This window comes from Streptomyces sp. NPDC098781 (assembly GCF_044759995.1).
Lineage (GTDB): Bacteria > Actinomycetota > Actinomycetes > Streptomycetales > Streptomycetaceae > Streptomyces.
Genome location: NZ_JBIWAK010000005.1, coordinates 352,207 through 377,113, shown reverse-complemented (window position 1 = coordinate 377,113; position 24,907 = coordinate 352,207). Strand labels below are relative to the sequence as shown.

Annotated in this window: 29 protein-coding genes; 15 read left to right on the top strand and 14 right to left on the bottom strand. The window is 72.1% G+C overall.

Features of this window, described 5'->3' with window-relative positions; all coding sequences use genetic code 11:
- Window positions 1–6: 6 nt before the first annotated feature.
- Window positions 7–1,074 carry a PQQ-dependent sugar dehydrogenase gene (locus tag ACIQWG_RS22570; protein WP_404098608.1) on the bottom strand — a complete coding sequence of 356 codons (1,068 nt, stop codon included), beginning with the start codon at window positions 1,072–1,074 and terminating at the stop codon, window positions 7–9.
- 206 nt (window positions 1,075–1,280) lie between these two features.
- On the opposite strand from ACIQWG_RS22570, the gene ACIQWG_RS22565 reads away from it, so the two are divergent.
- On the top strand, window positions 1,281–1,496 hold the full coding sequence (locus ACIQWG_RS22565; RefSeq protein WP_404098605.1) for a hypothetical protein: 216 nt from the start codon (window positions 1,281–1,283) through the stop codon (window positions 1,494–1,496).
- Window positions 1,497–1,685: 189 nt separating this feature from the next.
- The gene (locus tag ACIQWG_RS22560) at window positions 1,686–3,824 is read left to right on the top strand and encodes a PQQ-binding-like beta-propeller repeat protein (protein ID WP_404098603.1); all 2,139 of its coding nucleotides are present in this window, start codon (window positions 1,686–1,688) and stop codon (window positions 3,822–3,824) included.
- 61 nt (window positions 3,825–3,885) lie between these two features.
- On the opposite strand, the gene ACIQWG_RS22555 is transcribed toward ACIQWG_RS22560, so the two are convergent.
- Window positions 3,886–4,572, bottom strand: a complete 687-nt coding sequence (locus ACIQWG_RS22555) for a DUF2848 domain-containing protein (RefSeq protein WP_404098601.1) — start codon at window positions 4,570–4,572, stop codon at window positions 3,886–3,888.
- A gap of 127 nt (window positions 4,573–4,699) precedes the next feature.
- On the opposite strand from ACIQWG_RS22555, the gene ACIQWG_RS22550 reads away from it, so the two are divergent.
- The 3 genes from ACIQWG_RS22550 to ACIQWG_RS22540 are packed head-to-tail and all read left to right on the top strand — an operon-like array spanning window position 4,700 to window position 7,225.
- Window positions 4,700–6,073 carry an MFS transporter gene (locus ACIQWG_RS22550; RefSeq protein WP_404098598.1) on the top strand — a complete coding sequence of 458 codons (1,374 nt, stop codon included), beginning with the start codon at window positions 4,700–4,702 and terminating at the stop codon, window positions 6,071–6,073.
- 13 nt (window positions 6,074–6,086) lie between these two features.
- On the top strand, window positions 6,087–6,884 hold the full coding sequence (locus ACIQWG_RS22545) for a carbon-nitrogen hydrolase family protein (protein ID WP_404099400.1): 798 nt from the start codon (window positions 6,087–6,089) through the stop codon (window positions 6,882–6,884).
- Window positions 6,881–7,225, top strand: a complete 345-nt coding sequence (locus ACIQWG_RS22540) for a cupin domain-containing protein (RefSeq protein WP_404098596.1) — start codon at window positions 6,881–6,883, stop codon at window positions 7,223–7,225. Before ACIQWG_RS22545 ends, ACIQWG_RS22540 begins: the two co-directional genes overlap by 4 nt.
- Here the strand turns inward: ACIQWG_RS22540 and ACIQWG_RS22535 are convergent.
- The 6 genes from ACIQWG_RS22535 to ACIQWG_RS22510 all read right to left on the bottom strand — a co-directional run bounded on the left by ACIQWG_RS22535 (window position 7,222) and on the right by ACIQWG_RS22510 (window position 13,524).
- Window positions 7,222–7,869 (bottom strand): GntR family transcriptional regulator, encoded by a 648-nt coding sequence (locus tag ACIQWG_RS22535; RefSeq protein WP_404098594.1) that lies wholly within the window; start codon window positions 7,867–7,869, stop codon window positions 7,222–7,224. The genes ACIQWG_RS22540 and ACIQWG_RS22535 overlap by 4 nt on opposite strands.
- A 70-nt stretch (window positions 7,870–7,939) precedes the next feature.
- Window positions 7,940–8,524: a hypothetical protein gene (locus ACIQWG_RS22530; protein WP_404098591.1), complete on the bottom strand. Its 585-nt coding sequence runs from the start codon at window positions 8,522–8,524 to the stop codon at window positions 7,940–7,942.
- Complete coding sequence (locus ACIQWG_RS22525) at window positions 8,521–9,939, bottom strand: ATP-binding protein (protein WP_404099398.1); 1,419 nt, start codon at window positions 9,937–9,939, stop codon at window positions 8,521–8,523. The genes ACIQWG_RS22530 and ACIQWG_RS22525 overlap by 4 nt, the downstream gene beginning before the upstream one ends.
- 53 nt (window positions 9,940–9,992) lie before the next feature.
- On the bottom strand, window positions 9,993–10,676 hold the full coding sequence (locus ACIQWG_RS22520; RefSeq protein WP_404098589.1) for a response regulator: 684 nt from the start codon (window positions 10,674–10,676) through the stop codon (window positions 9,993–9,995).
- A 23-nt stretch (window positions 10,677–10,699) separates the two neighbouring features.
- The gene (murJ, locus tag ACIQWG_RS22515) at window positions 10,700–12,253 is read right to left on the bottom strand and encodes a murein biosynthesis integral membrane protein MurJ (RefSeq protein WP_404098586.1); all 1,554 of its coding nucleotides are present in this window, start codon (window positions 12,251–12,253) and stop codon (window positions 10,700–10,702) included.
- 53 nt (window positions 12,254–12,306) lie between these two features.
- Window positions 12,307–13,524 (bottom strand): lipid II:glycine glycyltransferase FemX, encoded by a 1,218-nt coding sequence (locus tag ACIQWG_RS22510; protein ID WP_404098583.1) that lies wholly within the window; start codon window positions 13,522–13,524, stop codon window positions 12,307–12,309.
- A 205-nt stretch (window positions 13,525–13,729) separates the two neighbouring features.
- Here ACIQWG_RS22510 and ACIQWG_RS22505 point away from each other — a divergent pair, with 205 nt between their 5' ends.
- Window positions 13,730–14,914 carry an Ig-like domain-containing protein gene (locus tag ACIQWG_RS22505; RefSeq protein ID WP_404098581.1) on the top strand — a complete coding sequence of 395 codons (1,185 nt, stop codon included), beginning with the start codon at window positions 13,730–13,732 and terminating at the stop codon, window positions 14,912–14,914.
- A 190-nt stretch (window positions 14,915–15,104) separates the two neighbouring features.
- A complete protein-coding gene (locus ACIQWG_RS22500; RefSeq protein WP_404098578.1) occupies window positions 15,105–15,878 on the top strand; it encodes a polysaccharide deacetylase family protein in 774 nt (257 codons plus the stop codon).
- Between the two features lie 7 nt (window positions 15,879–15,885).
- Here the strand turns inward: ACIQWG_RS22500 and ACIQWG_RS22495 are convergent, their stop codons facing one another.
- Entirely contained in the window at window positions 15,886–16,071 is a 186-nt protein-coding gene (locus ACIQWG_RS22495; RefSeq protein WP_404098575.1) for a hypothetical protein, read from the bottom strand.
- 205 nt (window positions 16,072–16,276) lie between these two features.
- Window positions 16,277–17,098: an MBL fold metallo-hydrolase gene (locus ACIQWG_RS22490; RefSeq protein WP_404098572.1), complete on the bottom strand. Its 822-nt coding sequence runs from the start codon at window positions 17,096–17,098 to the stop codon at window positions 16,277–16,279.
- A 231-nt stretch (window positions 17,099–17,329) separates the two neighbouring features.
- Here ACIQWG_RS22490 and ACIQWG_RS22485 point away from each other — a divergent pair, with 231 nt between their 5' ends.
- Window positions 17,330–17,944 carry a TetR/AcrR family transcriptional regulator gene (locus ACIQWG_RS22485; protein WP_404098570.1) on the top strand — a complete coding sequence of 205 codons (615 nt, stop codon included), beginning with the start codon at window positions 17,330–17,332 and terminating at the stop codon, window positions 17,942–17,944.
- An 89-nt stretch (window positions 17,945–18,033) separates the two neighbouring features.
- Window positions 18,034–18,705, top strand: coding sequence for an enoyl-CoA hydratase-related protein (locus ACIQWG_RS22480; protein WP_404098567.1), 672 nt, complete (start codon window positions 18,034–18,036; stop codon window positions 18,703–18,705).
- A gap of 32 nt (window positions 18,706–18,737) precedes the next feature.
- On the opposite strand, the gene ACIQWG_RS22475 is transcribed toward ACIQWG_RS22480, so the two are convergent.
- The 4 genes from ACIQWG_RS22475 to ACIQWG_RS22460 are packed head-to-tail and all read right to left on the bottom strand — an operon-like array spanning window position 18,738 to window position 20,726.
- Window positions 18,738–19,172, bottom strand: coding sequence for a DUF6233 domain-containing protein (locus ACIQWG_RS22475; RefSeq protein ID WP_404098565.1), 435 nt, complete (start codon window positions 19,170–19,172; stop codon window positions 18,738–18,740).
- Between the two features lie 33 nt (window positions 19,173–19,205).
- A complete protein-coding gene (locus tag ACIQWG_RS22470; RefSeq protein WP_404098562.1) occupies window positions 19,206–19,424 on the bottom strand; it encodes a hypothetical protein in 219 nt (72 codons plus the stop codon).
- Between the two features lie 51 nt (window positions 19,425–19,475).
- Window positions 19,476–19,862 (bottom strand): barstar family protein, encoded by a 387-nt coding sequence (locus ACIQWG_RS22465; protein WP_404098560.1) that lies wholly within the window; start codon window positions 19,860–19,862, stop codon window positions 19,476–19,478.
- Window positions 19,863–19,883: 21 nt separating this feature from the next.
- Window positions 19,884–20,726 (bottom strand): hypothetical protein, encoded by an 843-nt coding sequence (locus ACIQWG_RS22460; protein WP_404098558.1) that lies wholly within the window; start codon window positions 20,724–20,726, stop codon window positions 19,884–19,886.
- A 315-nt stretch (window positions 20,727–21,041) separates the two neighbouring features.
- Between ACIQWG_RS22460 and ACIQWG_RS22455 the strand changes: the two genes are divergently transcribed.
- From ACIQWG_RS22455 to ACIQWG_RS22430, 6 genes are all read left to right on the top strand, one after another.
- Window positions 21,042–21,392 (top strand): MerR family transcriptional regulator, encoded by a 351-nt coding sequence (locus ACIQWG_RS22455; RefSeq protein WP_404098555.1) that lies wholly within the window; start codon window positions 21,042–21,044, stop codon window positions 21,390–21,392.
- A gap of 232 nt (window positions 21,393–21,624) precedes the next feature.
- On the top strand, window positions 21,625–21,828 hold the full coding sequence (locus tag ACIQWG_RS22450; RefSeq protein WP_007383480.1) for a cold-shock protein: 204 nt from the start codon (window positions 21,625–21,627) through the stop codon (window positions 21,826–21,828).
- A gap of 244 nt (window positions 21,829–22,072) precedes the next feature.
- Window positions 22,073–23,605, top strand: coding sequence for a DEAD/DEAH box helicase (locus ACIQWG_RS22445; RefSeq protein ID WP_404098552.1), 1,533 nt, complete (start codon window positions 22,073–22,075; stop codon window positions 23,603–23,605).
- Window positions 23,606–23,727: 122 nt separating this feature from the next.
- Window positions 23,728–24,015, top strand: a complete 288-nt coding sequence (locus ACIQWG_RS22440) for an SCO5918 family protein (RefSeq protein WP_404098550.1) — start codon at window positions 23,728–23,730, stop codon at window positions 24,013–24,015.
- 57 nt (window positions 24,016–24,072) lie between these two features.
- Complete coding sequence (locus ACIQWG_RS22435) at window positions 24,073–24,453, top strand: hypothetical protein (protein ID WP_404098547.1); 381 nt, start codon at window positions 24,073–24,075, stop codon at window positions 24,451–24,453.
- 113 nt (window positions 24,454–24,566) lie between these two features.
- Window positions 24,567–24,887 (top strand): hypothetical protein, encoded by a 321-nt coding sequence (locus ACIQWG_RS22430; protein WP_404098545.1) that lies wholly within the window; start codon window positions 24,567–24,569, stop codon window positions 24,885–24,887.
- The last annotated feature ends 20 nt before the right edge of the window (window positions 24,888–24,907 follow it).

Sequence of the window (24,907 nt, the reverse complement as noted above, 5' to 3'; positions counted from 1 at the left end):
CGGGCGTCACGGAGTCACCCGGAGGATCAGGTCGTGGTCAGGGCCGGGCCGGCCGTTGGTCAGTACCCACAGGGAACCGTCCGGAGCCTCCGTCACCAGTCGCAGCCGGCCGTACTCACCGGTCAGCAACTGCTCGGCCGACGAACCGTCGGTGGCCATCCGGTAGAGCCGCTCTCCGCGCAGGCAGGCGACCCAGATCCGGCCGTCGTGGTACGTCATCCCGCTGGGCGAGGCGTCGGCGGGTTTCCAGGTCGCTATCGGGTCGGTGAAGTCGGGCTCGCCACCGGTGCCTTCCAGCTCGGGCCAGCCGTAGTTGGCGCCGGGTTCGACCAGGTTCAGCTCGTCGAGGTTGTGGTGGCCGAACTCGGAGACGTACAGCCGGCCCTTGTCGTCCCAGGCGAGCCCCTGCGGGTCGCGGAAGCCCCAGCTGTAGACCGGGGAACCCTCGATCGGGTTGCCCGGCGCGGGCTTGCCCGCCGCTGTGACGCGCAGGATCTTGCCGCCCAGGTCGTCGCGGTCCTGGGCCCTGGCACGCTCGTCGGCTTCCCCGGTGGTGACGTAGAGCATGCCGTCCGGGCCGAACCTGATCCGCCCGCCGTTGTGGATCTCGCCGCTGGGTATGCCGGTCAGGATCGGCTCGGGCGCAGCGGACGAGTCCAGCCGCAGCCGGCTCACCCGGCTGTCCTGTGCGGTGGTGTAGTAGACGTAGATCCAGCCGTCGCGCTCGTAGGTGGGGGACACCGCCACGCCCTGGAGCCCGGCTTGGCGGACCGGCTCGGCGATCTCGTCGATCGTCCGGACCTCGGTCAGCCGCCCGTCCGGACCGACCTTCCGCAGCCGGCCGGTCTCCCGCTCGGTGACCAGCGCCGACCCATCGGGCAGGAACGCCAGGTCGAAGGGGTGGCGCAGTCCGCTCGCGAGCGGTTCCACGGCCGCCGGTTCCGCCTCCGGCGCGTCGTGGATCGTCGGGCGGGCCCACCATCCGAAGAACGAACCGTAGGAATAGACACCAACGGCCGCCGCAGCCACCAGCACGCCGGCCAAGCCAAGTACGAGTACCCGTCGCCATCGCACGCGGTGATCCTAGGAATCGCCCCGTCGGGCCGACCACCTCGAAAGGGTGACCGGCACCTGAAGAATTGGGGCTCCCGGCACGGCCCGGCGTACTCGCCGCGCCCGCCCTCCGACAGGGTGTCCCCCGGCGGTGTCGGGCGGCGTGCCGGGAGGCCTTCGGCCATGCTGGGGCGGGGTGGAACCCTTCCTGCGACAAGGAGCACCGTATGACCACGGACCCGGTCGGACGATTCCTGGCAGCGCTGGACCCGGAGCGGCGCGAGGCCATCGGCGCGAAGGCGCCGCAGGAGCAGGAACGCCTCGCGGCGGCCTGGGAGCGGGAACTCGAAGCGGACGACGAGCTCGACACCCTCGACGAACTGTCACCCCCGGCGGCGGAGGCCGAGGCGGCCCGTCGTGTCCTGGAGCGCGAGAGCGACTAGGCGGCCTCAAGGCCAGGCAACAGCGGGTGCCTTGAGCCCGCCTCGCCGGCCCCGTCATCAGGGCAGACACCTCGTCGGCCACCCCTCGGCGGCCCAGGGACACCGACCCGCGCTCCGGCCCACCCCGCCCGCGGCCCTACGCTGAACCCGTGACGTAGGCATGGCAGGCGCTGGGAAGGATGATCCGACATGACGCCCCTGAGCACCGGGGACCCGGAGTCCATAGGCGGGTACTCCCTGCTCGGCCGGCTCGGGGTGGGCGGTATGGGGGTCGTCTATCTGGGGGTCTCCGCCTCGGGACGGCAGGTCGCGGTCAAGCTGGTGCGGGAGTCGTACGCCCAGGAAGAGGAGTTCCGCACGCGCTTCCGGCAGGAGATCGCGGCGGCGCGCAGAGTGAGCGGCGCCTTCACCGCGCCCGTCGTGGACGCCGATCCGGACGCCGAGCGGCCGTGGATGGCGACGCTGTACGTGCCGGGGCCCACCCTCGCCCAAGTCGTCGAGAAGAGCGGCCCGTTGAGCCAGCGGGCCCTGCGCACCCTGGGGCTGGGGCTCGCCGAGGCGCTGCGCGACATCCACCGGGCGGGTCTGGTGCACCGGGATCTCAAACCGGGCAACGTCCTGATGACCGAGGACGGGCCGCGCGTCATCGACTTCGGCATCTCGCGCGCCTCCGACAACCAGAGCCTCACCGTGACCGGGCGCATCATCGGCACTCCGCCCTTCATGTCGCCGGAGCAACTCGCCTCCCCCCGCGACGTCACCGCCTCCTCGGATGTGTTCTCGCTGGGGTCGCTGCTGGTGTACGCGGCCGTCGGCACGGGGCCGTTCGACGCCGACAGCCCCTACATGACCGGCTATCAGGTGCTGCACGAGGCCCCGGACCTGGACGGGGTGCCCGAAGCGCTGCTGGACGTCGTCGGTCGCTGCCTGGACAAGGACCCGGGGGCACGGCCGGAGTTGGCGGACCTGCACCGCATGCTCCAGGCCCTGCCGGAGTCCGACACCGTCGCGCCCCCGAGAACCGCCGACTCCGCGAAACCCCGTCCCCGCCCCGCCCCTTGGGGCACGGCCACCGCCGCCCCGGGCGCCGCGACCCGCACCGGCAGGGCGCGCCGCCCCCGGCTGCTGCTCGCCGGCCTCGCCGCGGCGCTGGCCGTCGCGGGGCTGAGCGTAGGGGCGGCCGCCTTCGTGTCCGGCGACGACACGGCCGCCACCGCCGCGACCCCCGAGCGCGCGGCGTCCCTGCCCGCCGGCTGGCAGCCGTGGCGCACGGCCCTGCGCCAGGAGGTCAAGGGCGTCCCGCTCGACTACCAGGCCCTCGGCTGCGTGACGAGGGCGGGCGCCCTGTTCTGCGGCGGGACCGGCTTCACGGTCGCCAGGGTCGACCCGGCCTCCGGCCGCACCCTGTGGCGGTCCGGCACCCGCCCTCAGGGGGTGCGGCCGATCGGCGTACGCGACGGACTGGTCTACGTGTACGAGGATCCGGACGACTCGGTCAGGCGGGTCGTGGCCCTCGACGCCGGCACCGGGCAGCGACGGTGGCAACGCGACATCAGCAAGTCCGAGGACGCGATCCTGTACGACGGCGGACTGCTGACCCTGTCCGCCGACCACTCGACGTTCGTCGCCTACGGGCGGGCCGGCAAGGAACTGTGGCAGGCGCCCTCGCTGGACGACGAGTACTGCACCACCTCGGTGCTGGGCGGCACCCCCTACGCCCTGTGCACCGCCGCCAACGAGCCCGGCCAGGCCCCGGTCGACCTGATGAAGCTCGGCCCCGGCAGCCTGACCGAGATCGCCACCGTGCCCAAGAAGGCGGAGGCGCTCGGCGCGGTCGGCGGGCGCCCCCTGTTCCTGGCCCCGCAGACCGCGAAGGACGTCTACGAGTCCGGGTACGAACGGCCGTACAACGCGCTGCTGCGGGTGGACCCGGAGACCGGGAAGGTCGGACGGACACCGCTGGCGCGGCCGCTGACCGGCGCGGCCACCCTGGTGGACGGTGTCGTCTACTTCGTCCGGGCCGACGGGTCGGTCACGGCGGTGTCGGCGGACAGCGGCAAGGAGCTCTGGCAGAAGGCCACGGACATGGAGAACCTGTCCGCGCCCGCGGTGTCGGCGGCGTACGGCCGGGTCTACTTCTCCAACCGCTTCGGCCGGCTGCTGGCCCTGGACGCCGGCACCGGGGCGGAGATCTGGCGCACCTCCGCCCTGGACGACCCCGGCGACAAGGCGCTGGACACCCCGCCGCGGGTGCTGCTCGTCAAGGACGCGATCGTGGCGACGGCCGGCGACACGGCCTTCTCCCGGAGCCCGGACGGCTCCGACTGAGCGGGCGGGGGACCGGGCGACGGGTCCGCGTCCCCGGTCGTCGCCGTAGCCCGGCGCCGCGTCAGCCGATGGCCGCCGGCATGGGCCGCACGTCGTAGGCCAGGCGGATCGTGTCTCCGGTCGCGGGGTCGGACAGTTCCACGCTCCAGCCGTCGCCGAACTGGTCGACGCCCGGCGTCATCGGGATCGTGCCGGAGATCAGGACCGTGCCGGGCGTGAGCGCCTCGCGTGAGCGCAGGACGTCGATCCAGTAGGCGGGGGCGAGGAGCTCGGCGAGGGTGCCGTGCTGGATCTGCGTCGAGGTGTCGCCGTGGGTGACCCAGGCGCGCAGGGTGAGGTCGTCGAGGCGGGACTCCACGTCGGCCAGGGGCCAGGCCCGGCGGGCGAGGACGTCGGGGCCGGCGTTCTTGCTCCAGGCCACGCCGTGCACCTCCAGGTCGCGGTCGGTGTGGTCGCAGGCGGCGGTCAGCAGCAGCTCCCCGCCGTCCGCCACGACGAGCGCCCACTCCGCCTCGCCGGAGGTGTGCGCGTGCTGGGCGTGGACCCGGTCGGTCTGCTGGGCGAGGTATGGGGAGACGGGGTAGAGGGCAGGCGTCACGGACGGCCCCGGAACGCCCAGTTCCGCGAGCTCCGCCACATGTGCGGCGACGTCCTCCTGGCTGCGTCCGGCATACCCGGCGTTGAGGACCTGGACGACGTCGACCTCGCGCGTCGATCCGTCGGGCAGTTCGAAGGTCAGCACGGCCATGAGGACACTCCAGAGATCGGGTACGAGGTGAAGTTCTCGTCGCGCGGGGGTTGCGCATACGACCTGTATACAAGAAGTATGCCGGAAGGTCGATGTCCCCCGACGTCCCCGAGCAAGGATGGGAACCATGCCCGACACCCCGAAGGACGACACGAAGGACGCCGCGAAGGCGTCCGCGCGGCACTCCGGCGTCCGCCGGGCCTTCGTCGCGAGCCTGACCGGCACCGCGCTGGAGTGGTACGACTTCGCCGTCTACTCCGCCGCGGCCGCCCTGGTCTTCGGCGACCTGTTCTTCCCCTCGGAGGACCCGCTCACCGGCACGCTCCTGGCGTTCTCCACCTACGCGGTCGGCTATGTGTCACGCCCGCTGGGCGGATTCGTCTTCGGCCGCCTAGGTGATGTGATCGGCCGCAAGAAGGTGCTCATCGCCACGCTGGTCCTCATCGGCGCGGCGACGTTCCTGATCGGCGTCCTGCCCTCCTACGGGACGGCCGGTGTGGCCGCCCCGATCGCCCTGGTCGTGCTGCGCTTCGCGCAGGGCGTCGGGGTCGGCGGCGAGTGGGGCGGTGCCGTCCTGCTGTCCAGCGAGTTCGGGGACCCGCGCCGCCGCGGCTTCTACGCCTCCGCCGCCCAGGTCGGCCCGCCCGCCGGAAACCTGCTGGCCAACGGCGTGCTGGCGGCCCTCGGCGCACTGCTGACCGAGGCACAGTTCGAGTCGTGGGGCTGGCGTGTGGCCTTCCTGTTCTCCGGCGTCCTCGTCGCGTTCGGGCTGTGGGTCCGGGCGAAGCTGGAGGAGACCCCGGTGTTCAAGGCGATGGAGGCCGAGCACTCCCGGCCCGAGGCGCCGATCCGCGAGGTGTTCACCACCCAGCCCCGCGCACTGCTCGCCGCGATCCTGTGCCGCGTCGGCCCCGACGTGCTGTACGCCATGTTCACCGTGTTCGTCCTGACGTACGCCACGAAGGAACTCGGCATGTCCCGCGGCTCGGCCCTCGCGGCCGTGCTCATCGGCTCCTCGGTCCAGGTCTTCCTCATGCCCCTGGCCGGCGCCCTGTCCGACCGGGTCAACCGCCGGCTGCTGTACGGCACCGCCGCGGTGGCCGCCGGTGTGTGGCCGTTCCTGTTCTTCCCGATGATCGGCGGCGGCACCTGGCTGCCGCTCGCCACCGGCGTCGTCGTCGGCCTGGTGATCCACTGCTGTCTGTACGGCCCGCAGGCCGCCTTCATCACCGAACAGTTCGAGCCCCGGCTGCGCTCCACCGGCTCGTCCCTGGCCTACACCCTGGCCGGGATCATCGGCGGTGCCGTCGCCCCGCTGCTGTTCACCACCCTGCTGAGCGCCTACGGCAGCTGGGCGCCGCTGGCCGTGTACATCGCCCTCGCCTCGGCCGTCTCCCTGGTCGGCGTCTGGCTGGGGCGTGACCCCGAGGCCGCCGTGGACGAGGACGCGGCGCTCGCCGCGCCGAAGGCGCCGTACACGCACACGACCACCCGTGTCTGAGGAGGACCACACCGTGCGGATCGCCCTGAGCCAGCTCACCACCGGCTCCGACCCCGAGAAGAACCTCCTGCTCATCGAGGAGTGGACCCGGCGCGCCGCGGACGCCGGAGCCCGAGTCGTCGTCTTCCCGGAGGCGTCGATGGCCTGCTTCGGCACCCCGCTGGCACCGCTCGCCGAACCCCTCGACGGTCCGTGGGCCGACGGCGTGCGGCGGATCGCCCGTGAGGCCGGCACGGTCGTCGTGGCCGGTATGTTCACCCCGGCCGACGGCGGCCGGGTGGCCAACACCCTGCTCGCCACCGGGCCCGGCGTCGAGGCGTCGTACGACAAGATCCATCTCTACGACGCCTTCGGCTTCCGCGAGTCCGACACCGTCGCCGCGGGTTCGGCGACGACCGTCATCGACGTGGACGGCGTCCGGCTGGGCCTGGCCACCTGCTACGACGTCCGCTTCCCGGAGCTGTTCCGGGCGCACGCCGACGCCGGCGCCGTCGCCACGCTGCTGGCCGCCTCCTGGGGCGCGGGGCCCGGCAAGCGCGAACAGTGGGAGCTGCTGGTGCGGGCCCGCGCGCTGGACGCCACCCTGTGGCTCGGCGCCGTGGGGCAGGCCGCCCCGGAGCCCGGCACCGGCCAGGGCTCCGCCCCGACGGGGATCGGGCACAGCCTCGTCGCCGGACCCGACGGGACCGTACGGCACGCGCTGGGCGCCGAGCCCGAGCTGCTGGTGGCCGACCTGGACACCGACGAGGTCGCAGCGGTCCGGCAGCGGATCTCCGTACTGGCCAACAGGCGCCCGGAGGTGTGGGGATGAGCAAGCCCGAGCTGGAGTTCCATCTCCCCGGCGGACCGTGGCGGACCCCGGCCGGCGCCGCCCCCGGTGTCGAGGAGCGCGTCCTGGCCGACGACCCCGAGCGCGGATCCCGTACGGCGCTGGTGCGCTGGGCGCCGGGCACCGACAGCTCGGCGGACGGCGTGACCCGGCACGACTTCTGGGAGGAGGTCTACCTGGTCGAGGGGGCGATGCACGACGTGACGCTCGACCGGACCTTCACGGCCGGCATGTACGCCTGCCGCCCGCCCGGGATGCCGCACGGCCCCTGGACCTCCCGGGACGGCGTCACCATGCTGGTGATCACCTACCCCGCGCCCTAACCCGCGAGCAGCACCTTCAGCGTCGACTCCAGGTGGTGGTCGATGGCGGCCCACGCGGCCTGCGCGTCACCGGCCTCCAGCGCGTCCAGGATGGCCTCGTGCTCCTCCAGCACCGTCTCCTGCCGTCCCTGCTGGTTGAACAGGGCGACCACGCCGGCCCGGACCTGGCGGCTGCGCAGGCCCTCGTAGTGCCGGTCGAGCAGGGCGTTGCCCACCGCGGACACCATGACGGCGTGGAAGCGGTGGTCCACGGCGATGAACTCCCGTGCCTGGTCGGCGCCGGTGAGTTCGCGCTGCCGGTCCAGCAGCGACCGCAGCTCCGCCACCGGCGCCGCGCCCTCGGCGACGAGCTGTTGGGCGGCGTACCGCTCGACGATGCCCCGCAGCTCCATGAGCTCGCGGATCTCCCGTCCCGTCAGGGGGGCCACCCGGGCGCCCCGCTTGGGCACGAGCTCGACCAGATCCTCGGCGGCGAGCTGGAGCAGCGCCTCGCGGATGGGCGTGCGGGAGACGCCGATCCGGTCCGCGAGCTCCTGCTCCGACAGGAAGGCGCCCTGCATCCCGGGATCCGTCAGCACCGTGTCCCTGAGATACGCGTACGCCTTCTCCCGACCGGACGTCACGGCAGCCCCCAGCTCTCGCATACAGCTTGTATACAGACAGACGCTACCACGCGACCTCCGCCAGGGGCCCTGGCCGACGGCGCATCCGTGGTCAGTTCCCGGGCACCGTCCCGACGCTGCCCACGACGAGTCCGCAGGTGCCGGACCGCGCTACCCCGTCCTGCCCCGTCAGCTGTACGGCGACCTTGCCGTCGGGGTCCTGGCTGTAGGCGATCGTGCAGGTCAGCTGGCGCAGGGCGGTGCTGTTCAGGTCCTTCAGGGCGAGGGGCAGGCGGGTCGCGACCCTGCCGCCCGGGGAGGGGTCGACCTCGATCTTCGCGCCGGGGCGGGCGGTGGGCAGGGAGGTGGTGAGGCCGGCCGCCCGGTCCTCCCTGTCCGGGCCGGCGAGCAGCGCCAGGACGGTTTTCTCCGTCGGCACCGGGCCCTCCGGATCGCCGGCGTCCTCGACGTATCCGTGGCCGAACTCGGACGGCGGCAGGGTCGAACGGATCACCGGCGTCAGTCCCCCGTCGGGGGAACGGAAGAAGAGCAGCATCTGGGTGTCACGGTCGAAGAAGGCCTGGAAGCTCGCGGGACCGCCTGCCTCGATGACGTCGGTCTCGGGGATACCGCAGCCGCCGAGCACCGGTCCCGCCATCGCGACGGCCACGGCAACGGCCGCCCGCGCACCCCTCATCCGCCGGCCCCCTCCGCGTGCAGCGGTATCTCGACGGTGAAGACGGCACCGCCGCCGGGCCGGTTCCCGGCGTGGATCGTGCCGCCGTGCAGCTTCACGTTCTCCAGGGTGATCGCCAGTCCCAGGCCGCTGCCCGCCGACCGGGTACGGGCCGCGTCGGCCTTGTAGAAGCGGTCGAAGATGTGCGGGAGCACCCCGGGCTCGATGCCGGGACCGGCGTCCGCGACCTCGGTGATCAGCACGGACCCTCCGGCGCGGCCGGTCCGCGTGCTGAGGCTCACGGTGACGGGCGCGCCGCCGTGCCGCAGGGCGTTGCCCACGAGGTTGGCGATCACGACGTCGAAACGGCGCGGGTCGAGGCGGGCGCGGATGCCGTCGGGGAGTTCGGTGCGGAGCCGGCCGTCGGTCCAGTGACGGTGGTGCAGGGTCTTGCGGATGGCCTCGGCCACCTCGACCTCGTCGGCGTTCAGCTCCGCCGCGCGGGCGTCGAACCGGGAGATCTCCATCAGGTCCTCGACGAGCACGGCCAGCTTCCCGGTCTCCGCGCTGACCAGCCGGACGGCCCGGGCGGTGTCGGCGTCCAGATGGTCCGCGTCCTCGTCGAGGACCTCGGTGACGGCGAGCATTCCGGCGAGCGGGGTGCGCAGTTCGTGCGAGACGTCGGAGGCGAACCGGCGGGCGCGGGCCTCGGCGTCGCGCAGTTCCCGTACGGAGTGTTCGAGTTGGGCCGCCGACTCGTTGAAGGTGCGTGCCAGGTCGGCCAGTTCGTCGCTGCCGCGCACCGGAATCCGGGTGTCGAGTCTGCCGCTGCCCATGCTCCGGGCCGCCTCGCGCAGTTCCCGTACCGGACGCAGCACACTGCGGGCGGCGATCAGTCCGGGTATCAGCGCGATGGCGAGGCCGGGCAGGGCGCCGTCCCGGGCGGCCGTGAGGAGGGCGTCGACGTTGAGCTGCTCGTCGGTCATCCGCATGACGGCGTACAGGACGAGTCCGCTGGGCACCAAGCTGTACGGGCCCGTCTTGAAGACCATGGGCATGGCGATGGTCAGGTAGGGGACGCCGTCCTTGACGACCCGCTCGAAGCTGCCGTGCGGGTTGGCCCGCGCGGCACGGCGCAGTTCGGGTGTGATGACGGTGGAGACCGGGTTCTCGCCCGAGGAGGCGCGGACCGACCCGTACTCGGCGAACACCACCCAGGGATGCGGCTTGCCCTTGCGGGCGATGTCCCGCAGGACGGCCTCCAGGTCCGCCCCGCCCCGCATGGGCAGGGCGAAGGCCGTCAGCTGGACCTGGTCGCGGAAGGACGTGACCGCCGTGTCCTGGGCGGTCTGGAGCACCGCGTTGCGGGCCTCGCGGTAGGTCAGCGCGGCCGTCGTTCCGGCGCTGACGGCGGCGACCAGCAGGAAGGCGAGCATGAGCCGGGTGCGCAGCCCGAACGCCCTGAACCTGGACCGCCGGGGGCCGGTGATCACAGCGGTCCGAAGCGGTAGCCGAAGCCCCGCAGCGTCTGTACGTAGCGGGGGCGGCCGGCCTCGTCCTCGATCTTGCCGCGCAGCCGTGCGACGCACGCGTCGACCAGCCGGGCGTCGGCGTGGTAGCTGTGGTCCCAGACGTGCTCCAGCAGTTGCTGTCGGCTGAACACCTGCTCGGGGGCGGCGCAGAGATGGAGCAGGAGCTTGAGCTCCGAGGGAGCGAGCGGCAGCGGCCGGCCGGCCTTGCTGACGGTCAGCCCGACCCGGTCGATGGTGAGTTCGCCGTGGACCTCGATGGCGGGGCGGCCCTGGCCGCCGTCGTCCAGGCGGCGCAGTACGGCACGGATCCGGGCCTCGATCACCTCGGTGCGGGCCGGCTTGACGATGTAGTCGTCGGCCCCGGCCTCCAGGCCGATGACCACGTCGAAGTCGTCGCCGCGCGCGGTGAGCATGATGATCGGCAGCTGGCTGCGGTCGCGGACCCGGCGGCAGACCTGGACGCCGTTCATGCCGGGCAGCATCAGGTCCAGCAGCAGCAGATCGGGGCGGAACTCGGCCATCGCGGCCAGGCCGGCCTCGCCGGTCGCGGCCGCCCGTACCTCGTGGCCGCGGCGGCGCAGCCCGAGTTCGACCCCCTCGCGTACGGAAGGGTCGTCCTCGATGAGGAGCACGCGGGACATCGGCGGTTCTCCCTCGGTGATGGTCAGGTCCGGGTCGAGCGCCGGCGTACGCCCGACAGCAGCGTCTCCAGTTCGGCCAGCCGCAGCGGACGGGCGAGCAGGGCGAAAGTGAGGACGACGGCGGCCGCACCGGCAAGCATGGAGACCACCGCCCCCGCCGACTCGGTTCCCACGGCGGCGAAATGGCCCAGCACGGTGGCGGGCACGGCGGCGAGCGACAGCCTCGCGTGAGCGCCGGCGGCGGATGAGCGCAGGGGGCGTGCGACGGACAGTCGGCGGCTCAGCACCCGGCCGGTCACCGCCCAGCCCACGCACAGCGCCAGCGAGTACGCCGCCGCCATGCCGGTCACGGCCCAGCGCGCCGGCAGCAGTTGGGCCGCGGCCAGGGACAGTCCCGCGTTGAGGGCGACGATCACCAGGTTCAGCAGGAACGGCGTACGGGTGTCGGAGAGCGCGTAGAAGGCGCGGGACAGCACGTACTGACCGGACAGCGCGACCAGTCCCGGCGCGAAGGCCATCAGGATGCCGGCCATGGCGGCGGTGTCGTCGGCGCTGGTCCTGCCGTATCCGAAGACGAGGGCCATCACCGGCCGGCCGAGGGCGAACAGCGCGCAGGCGGCGGGTACGACGGCCGAGGCGCAGACGCGCAGGGCGTGCGAGACGTCGCGCCGCACCGCGGCGGTGTCCCCGTCGGCGGCTGCCGCGCTCATCCGCGGCATCAGCGCGGTCACCACGGAGACGGTGATGATGCCGTGCGGGACGACCCACAGGGCATAGGCGTTGTTGTACGCGCCGAATCCGGGGCCGCCGTCGAGGCCCGCGGTCGTGGCGAGGCGGGTGGTGACCCAGTAGGCGGCCTGGTTGGCCAGCACCAGCAGCACCAGCCAGCCGGCCGAGCGCAGCGGGCGGGTCATTCCGCTGCCGCGCCAGTCGAAGCGTGGCCGCCAGCGGAAGCGGGCCGCGCGCAGGGCGGGGACCAGGGCGAGGGCCTGGGCGGCGATGCCGGCGGTCGTGCCCCAGCCGAGCACGGCGGTCTCGGTGGCCGTGAGGGTGCCGCCGCCGCCCAGGGCCATCGCCAGGTACAGGCCGAACACGGCCATGACGACGAGGTTGTTGAGCACCGGCGCCCACATCATCGCGCCGAACCGGCCACGGGCGTTGAGTATCTGCCCGAGCAGGGTGAACAGCCCGAGGAAGAAGATCTGGGGCAGGCAGTAGCGGGCGAACGCGGTGGTCATGGCGGCCTGTCGGCCGGTGTAGTCGGTGTACGCGTCGACGATCGCGGGGGCCGCCCATACGGCCGTCGCGGTGATCGCCAGCAGGGCGACCACGCAGATGGTGACGAGCCGGTCGGTGTACGCGGCGCCCCCGTCGTCGTGCTCCTTGGCGGCCCTGACCAGCTCGGGCACGAAGACGGCGTTCAGGGCGCCGCCGAGGAGCAGCACGTAGACGATGGTGGGCAGGGCGTTGCCGACCGCGTAGCCGTCGGCGGTCGGGCCGATGGTGCCGATCGCCGCCGCGACCACGGCGGAACGGGCGAAGCCGGTGGCCCGCGAGACGAGGGATCCGGCGGCCATGACGGCACTGCCGCGCGCCGGGGTCGCCCTCGTCTCCGGCGCCGTCACTTGCCTCACCGGCGGTTCAGGTACGCCTGGAAGGCGCGGTAGAGCGTGTGGTTGGCGCTGCCGCCCAAGGGTTTCTCCCATTCCCCCAACGTCTCGACGACCTGTCCTCCGGTGCCGAGCTTCCAGCGCAGCAGTCCGTACGCACGTTCGCCTGGATCGAGAGTGGAGGGTACCCCGCGCATGTCGTAGACGTCGGCGCCGAGGGCGTGGGCGTGGGCGTCCCGCAGCATCCGCCATTGCAGGGCGTTGGAGGGCCGGACCTCGCGGCGGTGGTCGGCCGAGGCGCCGGTCTGGTACCAGACCCGCCGGCCCACCGTGATCATCGTGTGGGCCGCCAGGATCTCTCCCCGGTGCCGGGCGAGGTACAGCTTCATCCGGCCCGGCTGCTCGGCGTTGAGCGCCGCGTACTGACGCTCGTAGTAGGCGAGCGAGCGGCCCAGCCGGAATCCGTCGCGCCGCTCGGTCAGGCCCAGCAGCCGGTAGAACTCGGGGAGTTCGGCCGCACCGCCCACCACCACCTCCACGCCCTCCTTCTGGGCGCGGCGGACATTGCGGCGCCACTCCTGGTTGAGCCCGGACCACAGCTCGGCCTCGGTGCGTCCCGCGAGCGGCACCTGGAAGACGTGCCGGGGCTGGGCGTCCCCGTCCCCTCCGGTCCCCTCCCGTCCGGTCCCGTCACCACCGCAGCGGCGCCAGCCCCGGGCCCGCAGCCGCTCGGCGACGGCGGTGCCGAGCGGGTCGACCTCGCTGGCGACGACGTCGACGAGCCGCCGGCCGGGACCGGTGAACGGCTTGAGCCGGGCGGCGTCCCAGCGCCGGTGGGCGGGCGAGGGCCCGATGCGTACGGCGAAGGCCCCGGAGCGGCGCAGGTGTTCAAGGAGCGGACCGAGCCAGCCGTCGACGTCGGGGTCGTGCCAGTCGGCGACGGGCCCTTCGGGGAGGTAGGCGAAGTACTTGCGGGTGCCGGGGAACTGGCGCAGCAGCACCAGGGCCACGCCCGTCAGTTCGCCCGCCTCCGGGTCCGGCCCCCAGCCGAGCAGTTGGGCGCGCCAGCCCTCCTTGACGTCGGCCCAGGAAGGGCACTGGAGGAAACCGGCGCCGAGCGCCGCGCCCTCGGGGGTGGCGAGGAAGGCGCGGTACGTCCGAGCGGTGACGGTCCGCAGGGCGAAGCCCCGGTCGTCTGCCCGGGGCGTACGGCTGGGCGGCACGAGCAGCGCTGACACAGTCTGAGCCTCTCCTTCTCCCCGGTCCGGTCGCGGGGACAGACAGGAGGCTCACAGCGGTCCATGACCGCGCCGTCCGGCGAATGTGACCGGACCATGACCGTTCCTCACCAGTCGCCGTCACACAGCTCCATGGCGGCTGACCTCGGGTTTTCCGGCTCTACAGTCACGACATCGCCCGTTCCTGCGCCTCCCGGAGGTCCCGTTGCCCCGCCTACGCGTTCGTACCTACGGCTTCGTGCTGGCCGCCCTGCTGGCGCCGCTCGCGGCCTGTTCGTCGAGCGGTTCCCCCGACGCCGGCCCGGCCACCGGGAAGAAGCCGAGCGCCGATGTGAAGGTGACCGTCACGCCCGAGGGAGAACAGGTCCCGGCGGGCGAGCCCGTGAAGGTCACGGCCTCGGGCGGCAGGCTCACCTCCGTGACCGTCACCGACGACGAGGGCCACCGGCTCTCCGGCGAGGTCGCCGCCGACGGCCGGTCGTGGGTCTCCGACCGCAAGGCCGTGCCCGGCGCGGCGTACGCGGTGACGGCGGCGACCCGGACCGAGGACGGAAGCGCCAAGAGCACCAGAGCCGCCTTCACCACCGCTCCGGCGGACAAGGTCAACAAGGTCGACTGGAGGCCGGGCACCGGGACGACGGTCGGCATCGCGCAGCCGATCTCCCTGGTCTTCGACCATCCGGTCAGGAACCGGGCCGAGGTCGAGAAGCAGCTCAAGATCACCACCTCGAACGACACCGAGGGCTCCTGGGGCTGGATACGCGACTGGTCGGGCCGGGACCGGGTGGACTGGCGGCCCAGGACGTACTGGAAGGCCGGCACCGAGGTCACGCTGAACGCCGAGTTGAACGGCACCGACTCGGGTGCGCGGGGCGGCTGGTTCGTACGCGACTACACGACGACCTTCACCATCGGCGCCCGGCAGATCGTCGAGGTCGACCTCGACAGCCATCAACTGGCCCTCGTGCGCGACGGCGAGACGGTCCGCCGTATCCCGGTCTCCGGCGGCACGCCCGGCGGCGACAAGCGCTCCTGGCGGGGAACCGCCGTGCTGATGGCCAAGGAGGGCACGATCAACATGAACTCCGAGACCGTGGGCCTGGCCGACGCCTACGACAAGATGGTCGACCACTCGATGCGGTTGACCTGGTCGGGTATGTACGCCCACGCCGCCCCGTGGAACGCACGCTACTTCGGCAATTCCAACCAGAGTTCGGGATGCATAGGGATGAGCGACGCGGACGCGGCCTGGTTCTACGCGCAGGTGCGGCCGGGCGACCCGTTCGAGATCACCGGCAAAGACACCAAGGGCGTGGTCGCGCCCGGGAACGGCTTCGGCGCGTGGAATCTGTCGTGGGCCGAGTGGCAGCGCAAGAGCGCGCTGGGCTGAGCGGCGGTGACCCGGTGGGGCGAGGTCAAGTGGTGCTGCGTGCCGGGTGCGTCGACGGTTGTCCGCGAACTCCCCCGGAATTGTCCGTGATCGGTAACGGACGGATCCCCCGGCGCCCGTCCCTCGTCCTGCCTGTTGGTCGCGAGGCGATCCGGGGATCGGCGAGGAACTGGGCGAGAGCGGGGCGGACATGGCACGGCACGGCGGCGGGCGGGGCTGGTACGGCAAGCTGGTCGGGGCGGCACTCGGGGTGACGGTGCTCGCCACCGGTGCCTCGGTGTGGACCGCGCAGGCCGGTGCGGTGGACGACTCGTCGCCGAAGGCCACCGCGTCGGCCAGGCCGAGCAGTGCGGTCGAGCCGGTCGACCTGACCATCGCGCACGCCTCGGACAAGGGCGCGCGCGGCGTCAACATCACCATCGACGACGGCCCCGACCCCGTGTGGACGCCCCAAATGCTGGACGTGCTGCGGGAGTACGGCGTCAAGGCCACGTTCTGCATGGTGGGGACGCAGGCGCAGGCCCACCCGGACCTCGTGAAGAAGGTCGTCGCGGCCGGGCACCGGCTGTGCGACCACTCGGTGTCGCACGACACCACCATGGACAAGCAGTCCGAGGCGTACCAGTCGCAGCAGATCCTCGACGCCGAGCGCATGATCACCGAGGCGTCCGGAGGCGTACGGCCGATGTACTACCGCGCGCCCGGCGGTGCCTTCACTCCCTACAGCCGCAAGCTCGCCGCCTCCCGGGGCATGCGCCCGCTGGGCTGGAACGTGGACACCAAGGACTTCGAGCAGCCGGGCACGGACGCCATCGTCGCCACCGTCGAACGCGAACTGCCCAACGGCCCGACCCTCCTCTTCCACGACGCGGGAGGCGACCGCTCCGAAACGGTCGAGGCACTGCGCCAGTTGCTGCCCCGACTGAAGGAGGAGGGGTACGCGTTCGGGTTCCCGGTGCGCTGAACCTCCGTCAGGACGAGCGCGTGAAGCCGGCGGAGCGGTCGAGGTGGAACGCGGGGCCCGGAACCGTCGGAGTCCACCCCTCACGCAGGGCAAGCCGAACAGCGGCGGCGACACCGGACGGCAGTACGGGCTCAGCCTCGCGGCCGACCCAGTTGCTCGGATGCGGCTGGTCGGTGGTGACCACGAGCGTCATGCCCGGGGTGTCCACACCCTCGACCGCGAACGTGCACGGCGACCAGGCGAGCCCCTGGAAGTACGTCGGCCGGCCCCTCAGCCACCAGCGATAGTCCGTGCCGTCGACGACGATCCGTCGTGCCCCCCTTGCGGACCAGCGCCATGACGTCCCCTTTCGCCGACGAGGATGCTAGCGAGATCAGCCGGCACCCCGCCCCCACACCTCAGCCGAACCCGAACATCAACCAGGACTGATGGGCCGCCCAGCCCGGATACCGCTTCGTCATGGCCTCGAACAGCTCGCCGTCGCTGGAGGTTTCCTGCTTCAGCTGGGCGAAGTCGGTGAGGTAGCGCTTCGTCCAGTCGATCGCCTCGGGGGTGTCCGGAGCACCCAGCTTCTTGTGGCCGGCCACCGCGACCTTCGGGTTCAGTGCGGCCAGGCGGTCCAGGGCGGCCAGCCAGTTCTCCAGGATCTCGGGGGTGAGCTCGGCGACGTACTGGTGGCACCGGTTGTAGAGGACGTCGCCGCCGACGACGAGGTCGAGCGAGGGAACGTGCAGCGAGGTGCTGTCCACGGCGTCGGTGTGGCCCTGTTCGATGATGCGCAGTTCGTGGCCCTCCAGGGTGAGGACGTCGTCGTCGTAGGCCTCGGGGAGGGTGATCGCGGCCGGTAGCTGACCGGGCAGCAACTTGCGGTAGACGCTTACCGGTTGCTTGGCCGCCAGTTCCGCCGCTCCCGGTGCCGTGACGCACCGCGCTGCGGGGAAGTGGCGCTTGAGGACGGTCAGGCCGGCGAAGTGGTCGAGGTGGCCGTGGGTGATGTAGATCGTCGTCAGGTCGCGGTGGTGCAGGGCGACCCAGGCGGCCAGTGCCTCGGCCTCGGCCTCGGTCGTCAGCGCGTCCACGAGCACCGCTTCGTGCTCGCCGTAGATCAGCGTCGCCGTCATCGGGTCCCAGGCCGTCGTGTCCCCGAAGGGGCGGGGCCGGTCGCCCACCAACGGCTTCTCCGGGGCGTCGAAGACATTGTGGCTCAGCGTCGATGTCATGTCGCACGGCTCCTTCCGTGACGGGATGACGGGATGACCGGGGTGACGGGGTGGGGGGCGAGGTGGGGCGGGGAGTCCGGGAGGGGGCGGCCGTCCCTCACCTTCCAGCCTCGCATTCCACACATGTACGTGCAGGACACAGCCTTGCCTGTTCTATGTCATAGACCATAGATTGAAACCGGCCGCGGACCACCGACGGGCGCGGCATGCACATGAGGTGGTGGTGGATGCGTGAGCCCTCGTAAGAGCGACAGTCGCGAGCGCATGGTCCGCAGTACCGTGACGCTCCTGCGTGAGTACGGCGCGAGCGCCACCAGCATCGACCGGGTGCTCGCCCACAGCGGAGCCCCTCGTGGCTCGGTCTACCACCACTTCCCGCGGGGGCGGACGCAGTTGATCGAAGAGGCGGTGGCGCTGGCCGGCGACTTCGTGGCCGGCGTGATCGAGGCCGCCGCCCAGGCCGACGATCCGGTGGAGGCCATCGACAGGTTCTTCGCGGTGTGGCGCGACCGGCTGGTGGACAACGGTTTCAGGGCCGGCTGCCCGGTCGTGGCGGTGGCCGTGGAGACCAACGACGACGCACCCCAGCTGACCCACACCGCGGGCGCGGTCTTCGCCGACTGGCAGGACGCGCTCACGGCGCTGTTCCGGCGGCACCGGCTGCCCGAGGACCGCAGCCGCCGGCTCGCCGCCCTCGTCGTCGCCGCGGAGGAGGGCGCGGTGATCATGTGCCGGGCCCAGCAGAGCATCGCGCCGATGGAGGCCGTCGCCGCCGAGATCCACGAGCTCCTGGTGCACGCCCTGAGCAACCGGCCCCCGACGGAGCCCCCGCCACCGGGGCCGTAGACCGCACACGCGCACCCTGGCCGGCTCGCACACCCACCGCATCACCTCCCTCTGCACCACTCCCTGCATCACCTACATACGGAGCTCCAATGCCCCTGCTCGAACGCCTGGACAACGTCTTCGTCCTCGACCTCGGCGACGGCGAGAACCGCTTCCACCCGGACTGGCTCGCCGCCGTCGACGCCGCGGTCGACGAGGTCGAGAAGGCCGAGGGCCCGCGGGCTCTGGTGACCGCCGCGACCGGCAAGTTCTACTCCAACGGCCTCGACCTGGAATGGCTGTCCGCGCACGCCGAGCAGCACGAGGACTACGTCGTCTCCGTCCACCGGCTCTACGCCCGTCTGCTGTCGCTGCCGGTGATCACCGTGGCCGCGATGCAGGGGCACGCCTTCGCGGCCGGCGCGATGTTCTCCCTGGCCCACGACTTCCGGGTGATGCGCGGCGACCGGGGCTTTTGGTGTCTGCCCGAGGTGGACATCAACATCCCCTTCACGCGCGGCATGGCCGCCCTCATCCAGTCCCGGCTGACGCCGCGGACCGCGCACGAGGCCATGCTCACCGGCCGCCGCTACGGAGGGTCGGACGCGGAAGCGGCCGGCATCGTCGACCGGGCGGTCGCCGAGGACGCCGTACGGGACACGGCCGTGGAGATCGCCCAGGCGCAGTCGGCCAAGGCCGGTGACACCCTCGGCATCGTCAAGGCCCGGATGTACGCCCCGGTCCTGGCCACCCTGCGCGACACCAGCAACCCGCTGGGCTGATCCGGGGGCCGGCCCTCGTCACCGGGCGCCGGCTACTCCAAGATCCCCAATTCGCTGTCCGGGCGGCAGAACGCGCACGGTTCGATGTGGGGATCGGTGAGGGCGACGCGGGCCTCGTGGGGCCTGATGGGGTGGGCGGTGCCCTCGATCATCGTGCAGTCGTCCGTGTGGATCACCGCGGGTTCCGGGCCGTCGGGCGTGCGTTTCTGCTGGACCGCGAAGGCTCTGGGCCGCCCCGCGCCGAGGTTGGGGGTGAACGGGGGCGGCGCCGCGGACCGGCGGCCGGGCCCCGGGGTGGGGCGGGGCTGCCTGGACGGGGCTCCGCCTTCGACCTCCGCCAGCGCCGCCCGTACGGCGTCCCGCTGGAGGCGCAGATAGACGGCCACGGTCTCGTTCTCGGCGATCCGGTCCTCGATGAAGGCCAGGATCGCCCGGAGTCGCCGTGCGTCAGGCGGCAGCGCGGTCATCGTCCGCACCCTTGCCACGCGCGATGAGGGCCCTCACCCCCAGGTCCTCTCCCCTCGCGCCAGACTCCGCAGTTCCCACCACGCCGCCGCCGATCTACCGCGCTCCTGCCAGTACGGGTGGAAGAGGACCGCGGTCGACAGCCGGTACAGGCGCCGGCGCAGCTCGGTCCGGCCGGGGTGCTCGGCGAGCCGGCGGTAGGTGTGGCTCCACTCCTGCTGTGCCTGGACGAGATCGTCGGGGAACGGTCGCATGGCCAAATTCAATCACGTGTTCGATTTTCTACGCCATTGGACCGACCGCTGTCAGCGAAGCACCAGAGCGCCCGGCACCTGGTCTTCGAAGACCTCGACGAGCCAGTCGAAGACCGTCGGGCCCTCGCCCGCGCGGGCCGCGGCGAGTCGCTCGGCCACCGAAGGCCGGTTCGCGGGATGGCAGCGCCCAAGCCTGATCTCCAGTTGGCGGGCCGTCTCCGCGTGTCCGAGGGCCCGCCGGGAGGCGGCGTGGTCGTGCCACTCCACGGTGAAGTCATCGTTCTCCGGCGTGCCGAACCCGCCTCGAAGGCAGTCGTTCAACGCGTCGAGGTTCCGTCCGAAGTAGCCACCCGGGCCGTTGATCGCTTCGCCGATCACCAGCCAGAAGTCCTCCAGCGTCCGAATCCGCCCGCCGTCCAGCACATAGATCATCGTCACGCCGCGAAGGCTAAGCGATCCTCAGGGACGCTCGCCGTGCTGGAGGACGCCGCCGAGCGAGAAGCAGGAGGCGCCGACGAGGGTGGCCCAGTTCGCGATGCCGGCGTTGATCTCGCTGCCGGTGGCGGGGCGGGTGAACGCGGCGAGCGCCGAGACCATGAAGAGCACCGAGCCGAACTGGTTCACGGCGACGATCCACCAGCCGAGGCTGCGCCGGCGCAGGCAGAGCCGGCCGTGGCAGATCTCGACGAAGGCGAGGTGGCCGGAGATCAGGAAGAGCAGGCAGCCGATCACGTCCGGGGCCCAGATCAGCCGGTTGGTCTGCCGGACGCTCAGCCCCTGGAGGAACGAGTCCAGCAGGTCGACGGCGAACACGACGGTGCCCGCGAACAGGACGAACGCGCTCAGCCAGTCCACCCGCGCCGGCTCGTAGCTCCACCAGCGCCAGCGCCGGGTGACCAGTCGCCCTTCGCCACCGGGCACGTGCCGGGGCGCGTCGACGACCTGGAGCAGGGAGACATAGCCGCCGGTGTTGAAGAAGAGGCCGCCGACGAAGTAGATCGTGGCGCAGGTCGTGGCGTCGCCGGAGCCGAGTTCGGCGACGCCGGCGCCGGCCGCGAACAGGGCCCCGCCGATGACGAAGGCGGTCGCGGCGGTGGCGTTGAGCCAACGCAGCCGGCGCAGCGCGACCGCGTCGGCCCGGGTGTGCCGGCTGGTGGGCGCGCCCGGCGGGCGCACGGCGATGACCCCGCGCCGGCGGGCGAGCCGTGACTCCCATACGGCGGTGCCGCCGCCGGGGGGCCGCCAGGTGAGCCGGGTGGTGAACGGTCCCGCGCCCTCGGCGCGCAGCTCGGGTTGTCCCACGGGCCGAGGGTAGAGCGCCCGCCGGAGGCGCCCCGCGAACGAAACGCCCTCGGTGGATCACCCGGCGGGCTGTGTCGTCGTTCACCGGAATGGCACGCGGGACCTCGGGTTTTCCCCAAGTCCGTCCGCCCTGATGACGTCGGTGGCCGTTCGAGGTTCGCGGGTCGCCGGAGGGGAAAGTCTGATACGGCGAGGACACATCTGCTCGCCCGTCGGAGTTAGGGTTGTCCCACGAGGCAGATGGTGCTGAACCCTTCGGAGCACGGGTGCCGCGCACGCCCGGGTCCCTTGCCGCATCCCCGAAACGAAGGTGCCATGCCCGCTGAGAACGCCCCCGTCGCCGGGAACCTCGACGACGACGACTACCCCGCCTACACCATGGGGCGGGCCGCCGACGTTCTCGGCACCACACCCGCGTTCCTCCGGGCCGTCGGCGAAGCCGAGTTGATCACCCCGCTGCGTTCGGAGGGCGGTCACCGGCGGTACTCCCGCCGCCAGCTGCGCATCGCCGCCCGCGCCCGTGAGCTCGTCGACCAGGGCACGCCCATCGAGGCCGCGTGCCGCATCGTCTCCCTGGAGGACCAGCTCGACGACGCCCTCCGCCTGAACCGGGAGATGCGCCGGCGGCTGGACGAGCACGGCGGCCGTCCGGTCGCGAATATCTAGTCCCGCCGGTATAGACTTACGGGCTGTGCGGGGATGAGAATGTGTGAACGATCCCGAAAACCCGCAGGCAGCTTGCAAGCGAGCTGTGTTAGCGTGATAGCAGTTGCAGTTTTGGTTGCCAGAGACTTGTTTCTTTGCAGAGCTTTCCGGATCTTTCCGGAGGGGTGATCATCGCGGCGACTCGGATCCGTAAAGTGCGGAGTCCGGCACTGCCCCCCAAGGGAGATTCAATATGGCATCTGGCACCGTGAAGTGGTTCAACGCGGAAAAGGGCTTCGGCTTCATCGAGCAGGACGGCGGCGGCGCTGACGTGTTCGCCCACTACTCGAACATCGCCACCTCCGGCTTCCGCGAGCTTCAGGAAGGCCAGAAGGTTACCTTCGATGTCACGCAGGGCCAGAAGGGCCCGCAGGCCGAGAACATCGTTCCCGCCTGACGCTGACGCGACATGAGGCTGGGGCCCGCGCTCTTGGGGTGCGGGCCCCAGCCCATTGTTTTCTCCGAGCCACCGGGACCCCCGGGACGGGCCGGAGTCACCGGAGTTTCCGGATAGTTGGCAGCCCCGGCTCACGAGCCGAGCTGCCTTTCGTATTTGCCTCGGCTTATCCATGTGAATCCGCGTGCGGCTCATCACCGCTGGGCAGAATTCCTCGATACGCCGGATCGAGGAAGGTTCCTCATTGAACCGCACCCGCGCTCGCGGCGGCCGCTTCCGTGCCCAGGGGGCCGGTCGGCAGAACCCCCGCGCACGTTCAGCTCCCCGCCCGCAGGAATTCACCCTGCCGGTCACCCTCACCGAGCCGCTTCCGCCCGTCGAGTCGTTCACCGAACTCGACCTGCCCGCCCGTCTGTTGGCCGCGCTCGGCACTGAGGGCGTGACCGTGCCCTTCCCGATCCAGGCGGCCACGCTGCCCAACGCGCTGGCCGGCCGGGACGTGCTCGGCCGCGGCCGCACCGGCTCGGGCAAGACGCTCGCCTTCGGCCTGCCCGTACTGGCCCGGCTGGACGGACAGCGGGCCCAGCCCCGGCAGCCGCTCGCCCTCGTCCTCGTCCCCACCCGGGAACTGGCCCAGCAGGTCACCGACGCCCTCACCCCCTACGCCCGCGCCCTGCGCCTGCGGCTCGCCACCGTGGTGGGCGGCATGGCGATCGGCCGCCAGGCGAGTGCGCTGCGGGCCGGCGCCGAGGTCGTCGTGGCGACACCGGGCCGGCTCAAGGACCTCATCGAACGCGGTGACTGCCGGCTGGACCAGGTCGCCGTCACCGTCCTGGACGAGGCCGACCAGATGGCCGACATGGGCTTCATGCCCCAGGTGACCGCGCTGCTCGACCAAGTCGGCGCCGACGGCCAGCGGTTGCTGTTCTCGGCCACCCTGGACCGCAACATCGACCTTCTGGTCCGCCGCTACCTCCACGACCCCGTGGTGCACTCCGTCGACCCGTCCGCGGGTGCCGTCAGCACCATGGCGCACCACCTGCTGCACGTCCACGACGACGACAAGCACGCCACCGCGACCGAGATCGCCGCCCGCGACGGGCGAGTGATCATGTTCCTGGACACCAAGCACGCGGCCGACCGGCTGGCCAAGCACCTGCTGTCCGTCGGTGTGCGCGCCTCGGCACTGCACGGCGGCAAGTCCCAGCCGCAGCGCAACCGCACCCTCGCCGGGTTCAAGGACGGCCGTGTCACGGTCCTGGTGGCCACCAACGTCGCCGCCCGCGGCATCCACGTCGACGACCTCGACCTGGTCGTGAACGTCGACCCGCCCGGCGACCACAAGGACTACCTGCACCGCGGCGGCCGTACCGCCCGGGCCGGCGAGTCCGGCACCGTCGTCACCCTCGTCCTGCCGCACCAGCGGCGCGCGATGGACCGTCTGATGGCCGACGCCGGCATCACCCCGCGTTCCGTCCGGGTCCGCCCGGGCGAGGCCGAACTACAGCGCATCACCGGCGCCCGGACCCCCTCCGGCGTGCCGGTCGTCGTCACCCCGCCGGCCGCCGAACAGGGCGAGCAGAGCGGACGTACCGGAGCCGGCGGCCGTGGTCGTCGAGGCCGGGGCGCCGGTCGGGGCGGCAGCGGACAGGCCTCAGGCCGGGGCGGGAGCGCGCGGACCGCCGGGCGGGGCGGCAGCGGGCAGGACGCCGGCCGTGGTGCCGGTGGACGTGCCGCCTCCCGGACCCGCCGTTCCACGCCGAGGAACAACCCGTAGCCCCAGCAGGCCCTGGCGTCCCCGCTCCCCTTCCCGACCGTCGTCCCGAGCCCTACCGCCGTCCGACCGTCGCCGCGCGGTCATCCCTCCGGTGTTTCTCCCCCAACCCTGTGGAGGCATCCATGCGCTGTGTCATCGCCCGATTCCCCTTCGACCTGACCAAGAGCGAGGTCGAGCACTCGATGAGCGGGATCACGCCCGAGCCGGTCACCGGCGTGGCCGTGACGATCAGCCGGCAGGTCTACCCGGTCATGCAGGTCGGGGAAGTGATCACCCGGCAGAACCGGCGTGACTTCACGTCGGGCGAGATGCGCCGGGCCCTGACCCGGCTCGGCTTCACCTGCCACGACGTACCGCCGGCCGCGCCCGTCGGGGAGACGCGAGCCGACGAGGGCCCGCTGGGCTGGTGACGCCGCTTCGGCTCCCGTCACCCACCGGCGGCCGTCGTCGGACTAGGCTCCGGAGGCATGACGAACCCTGACGACCTGCTCGTCGCGATCGCCGCGATGGTGGAGTCGCAGCACAGCAGCCAGATGTCCCTGACCGTGGTGATTCCCGGAGCCGTCATCACGGGACGGCTGGCGCCGGAAGCCCTGTGGAAGGAGCGGGTGGCCGAGGTCCTGCGGGACTCCGAGCACCTGAGGCGATTCGCCGCCGCGTTCGCCCCGTCCCAGGACAGCGGCGCCGGCAAGCCGGAGGACGACGAGCGGCCCACGTATCTCCACTTCCACCTCGCCCGGATTCTCCAGGGCAGCTTCGGCATCCCCGACACGGGAGGCATGTACCGGGTGGCGCTGGAGGACGTGAGCGCCTGGACCGTCGGGGACATCGGCTACTCGGACCAGTGAGACGGCGGGTGCGTCATCCGTGCGGCCTGGATACGGTTGACAGGTAGGGAAAACGTGCCAAAACGCATCGCCGGCACGGCTGTCCGCGGTCGGCGGTGGATCGGATGGCGGCCATGGACGCGTCGACTGTTTCTCCTCAGGGGGTCCGTCCGCTGAGGCAGGGCGACCCGGACGGGCACGCGACGCCCGCCGGTCCCGGTGCGGCGGCCGAGCAGGCCGTCGCCCGGCACAGCGTGACGTTCGATGTGTTCGGCACGCACATCGAACTGCCGCCCGTCGAGCAGCTGGCCTTTCTCGCGGGTGTCGGCGCACTGGCCGCCTTCGAGATCATCGAGTGGCCGGTCGCGCTGGTCCTGGGGGTCGGGCACCAGCTCGCCCACAGCCATCACAACCAGATGCTGCGCGAGTTCGGCGAGGCCATGGAAGAGGCCTGAGCGCGGCGATTCGGGCAGAC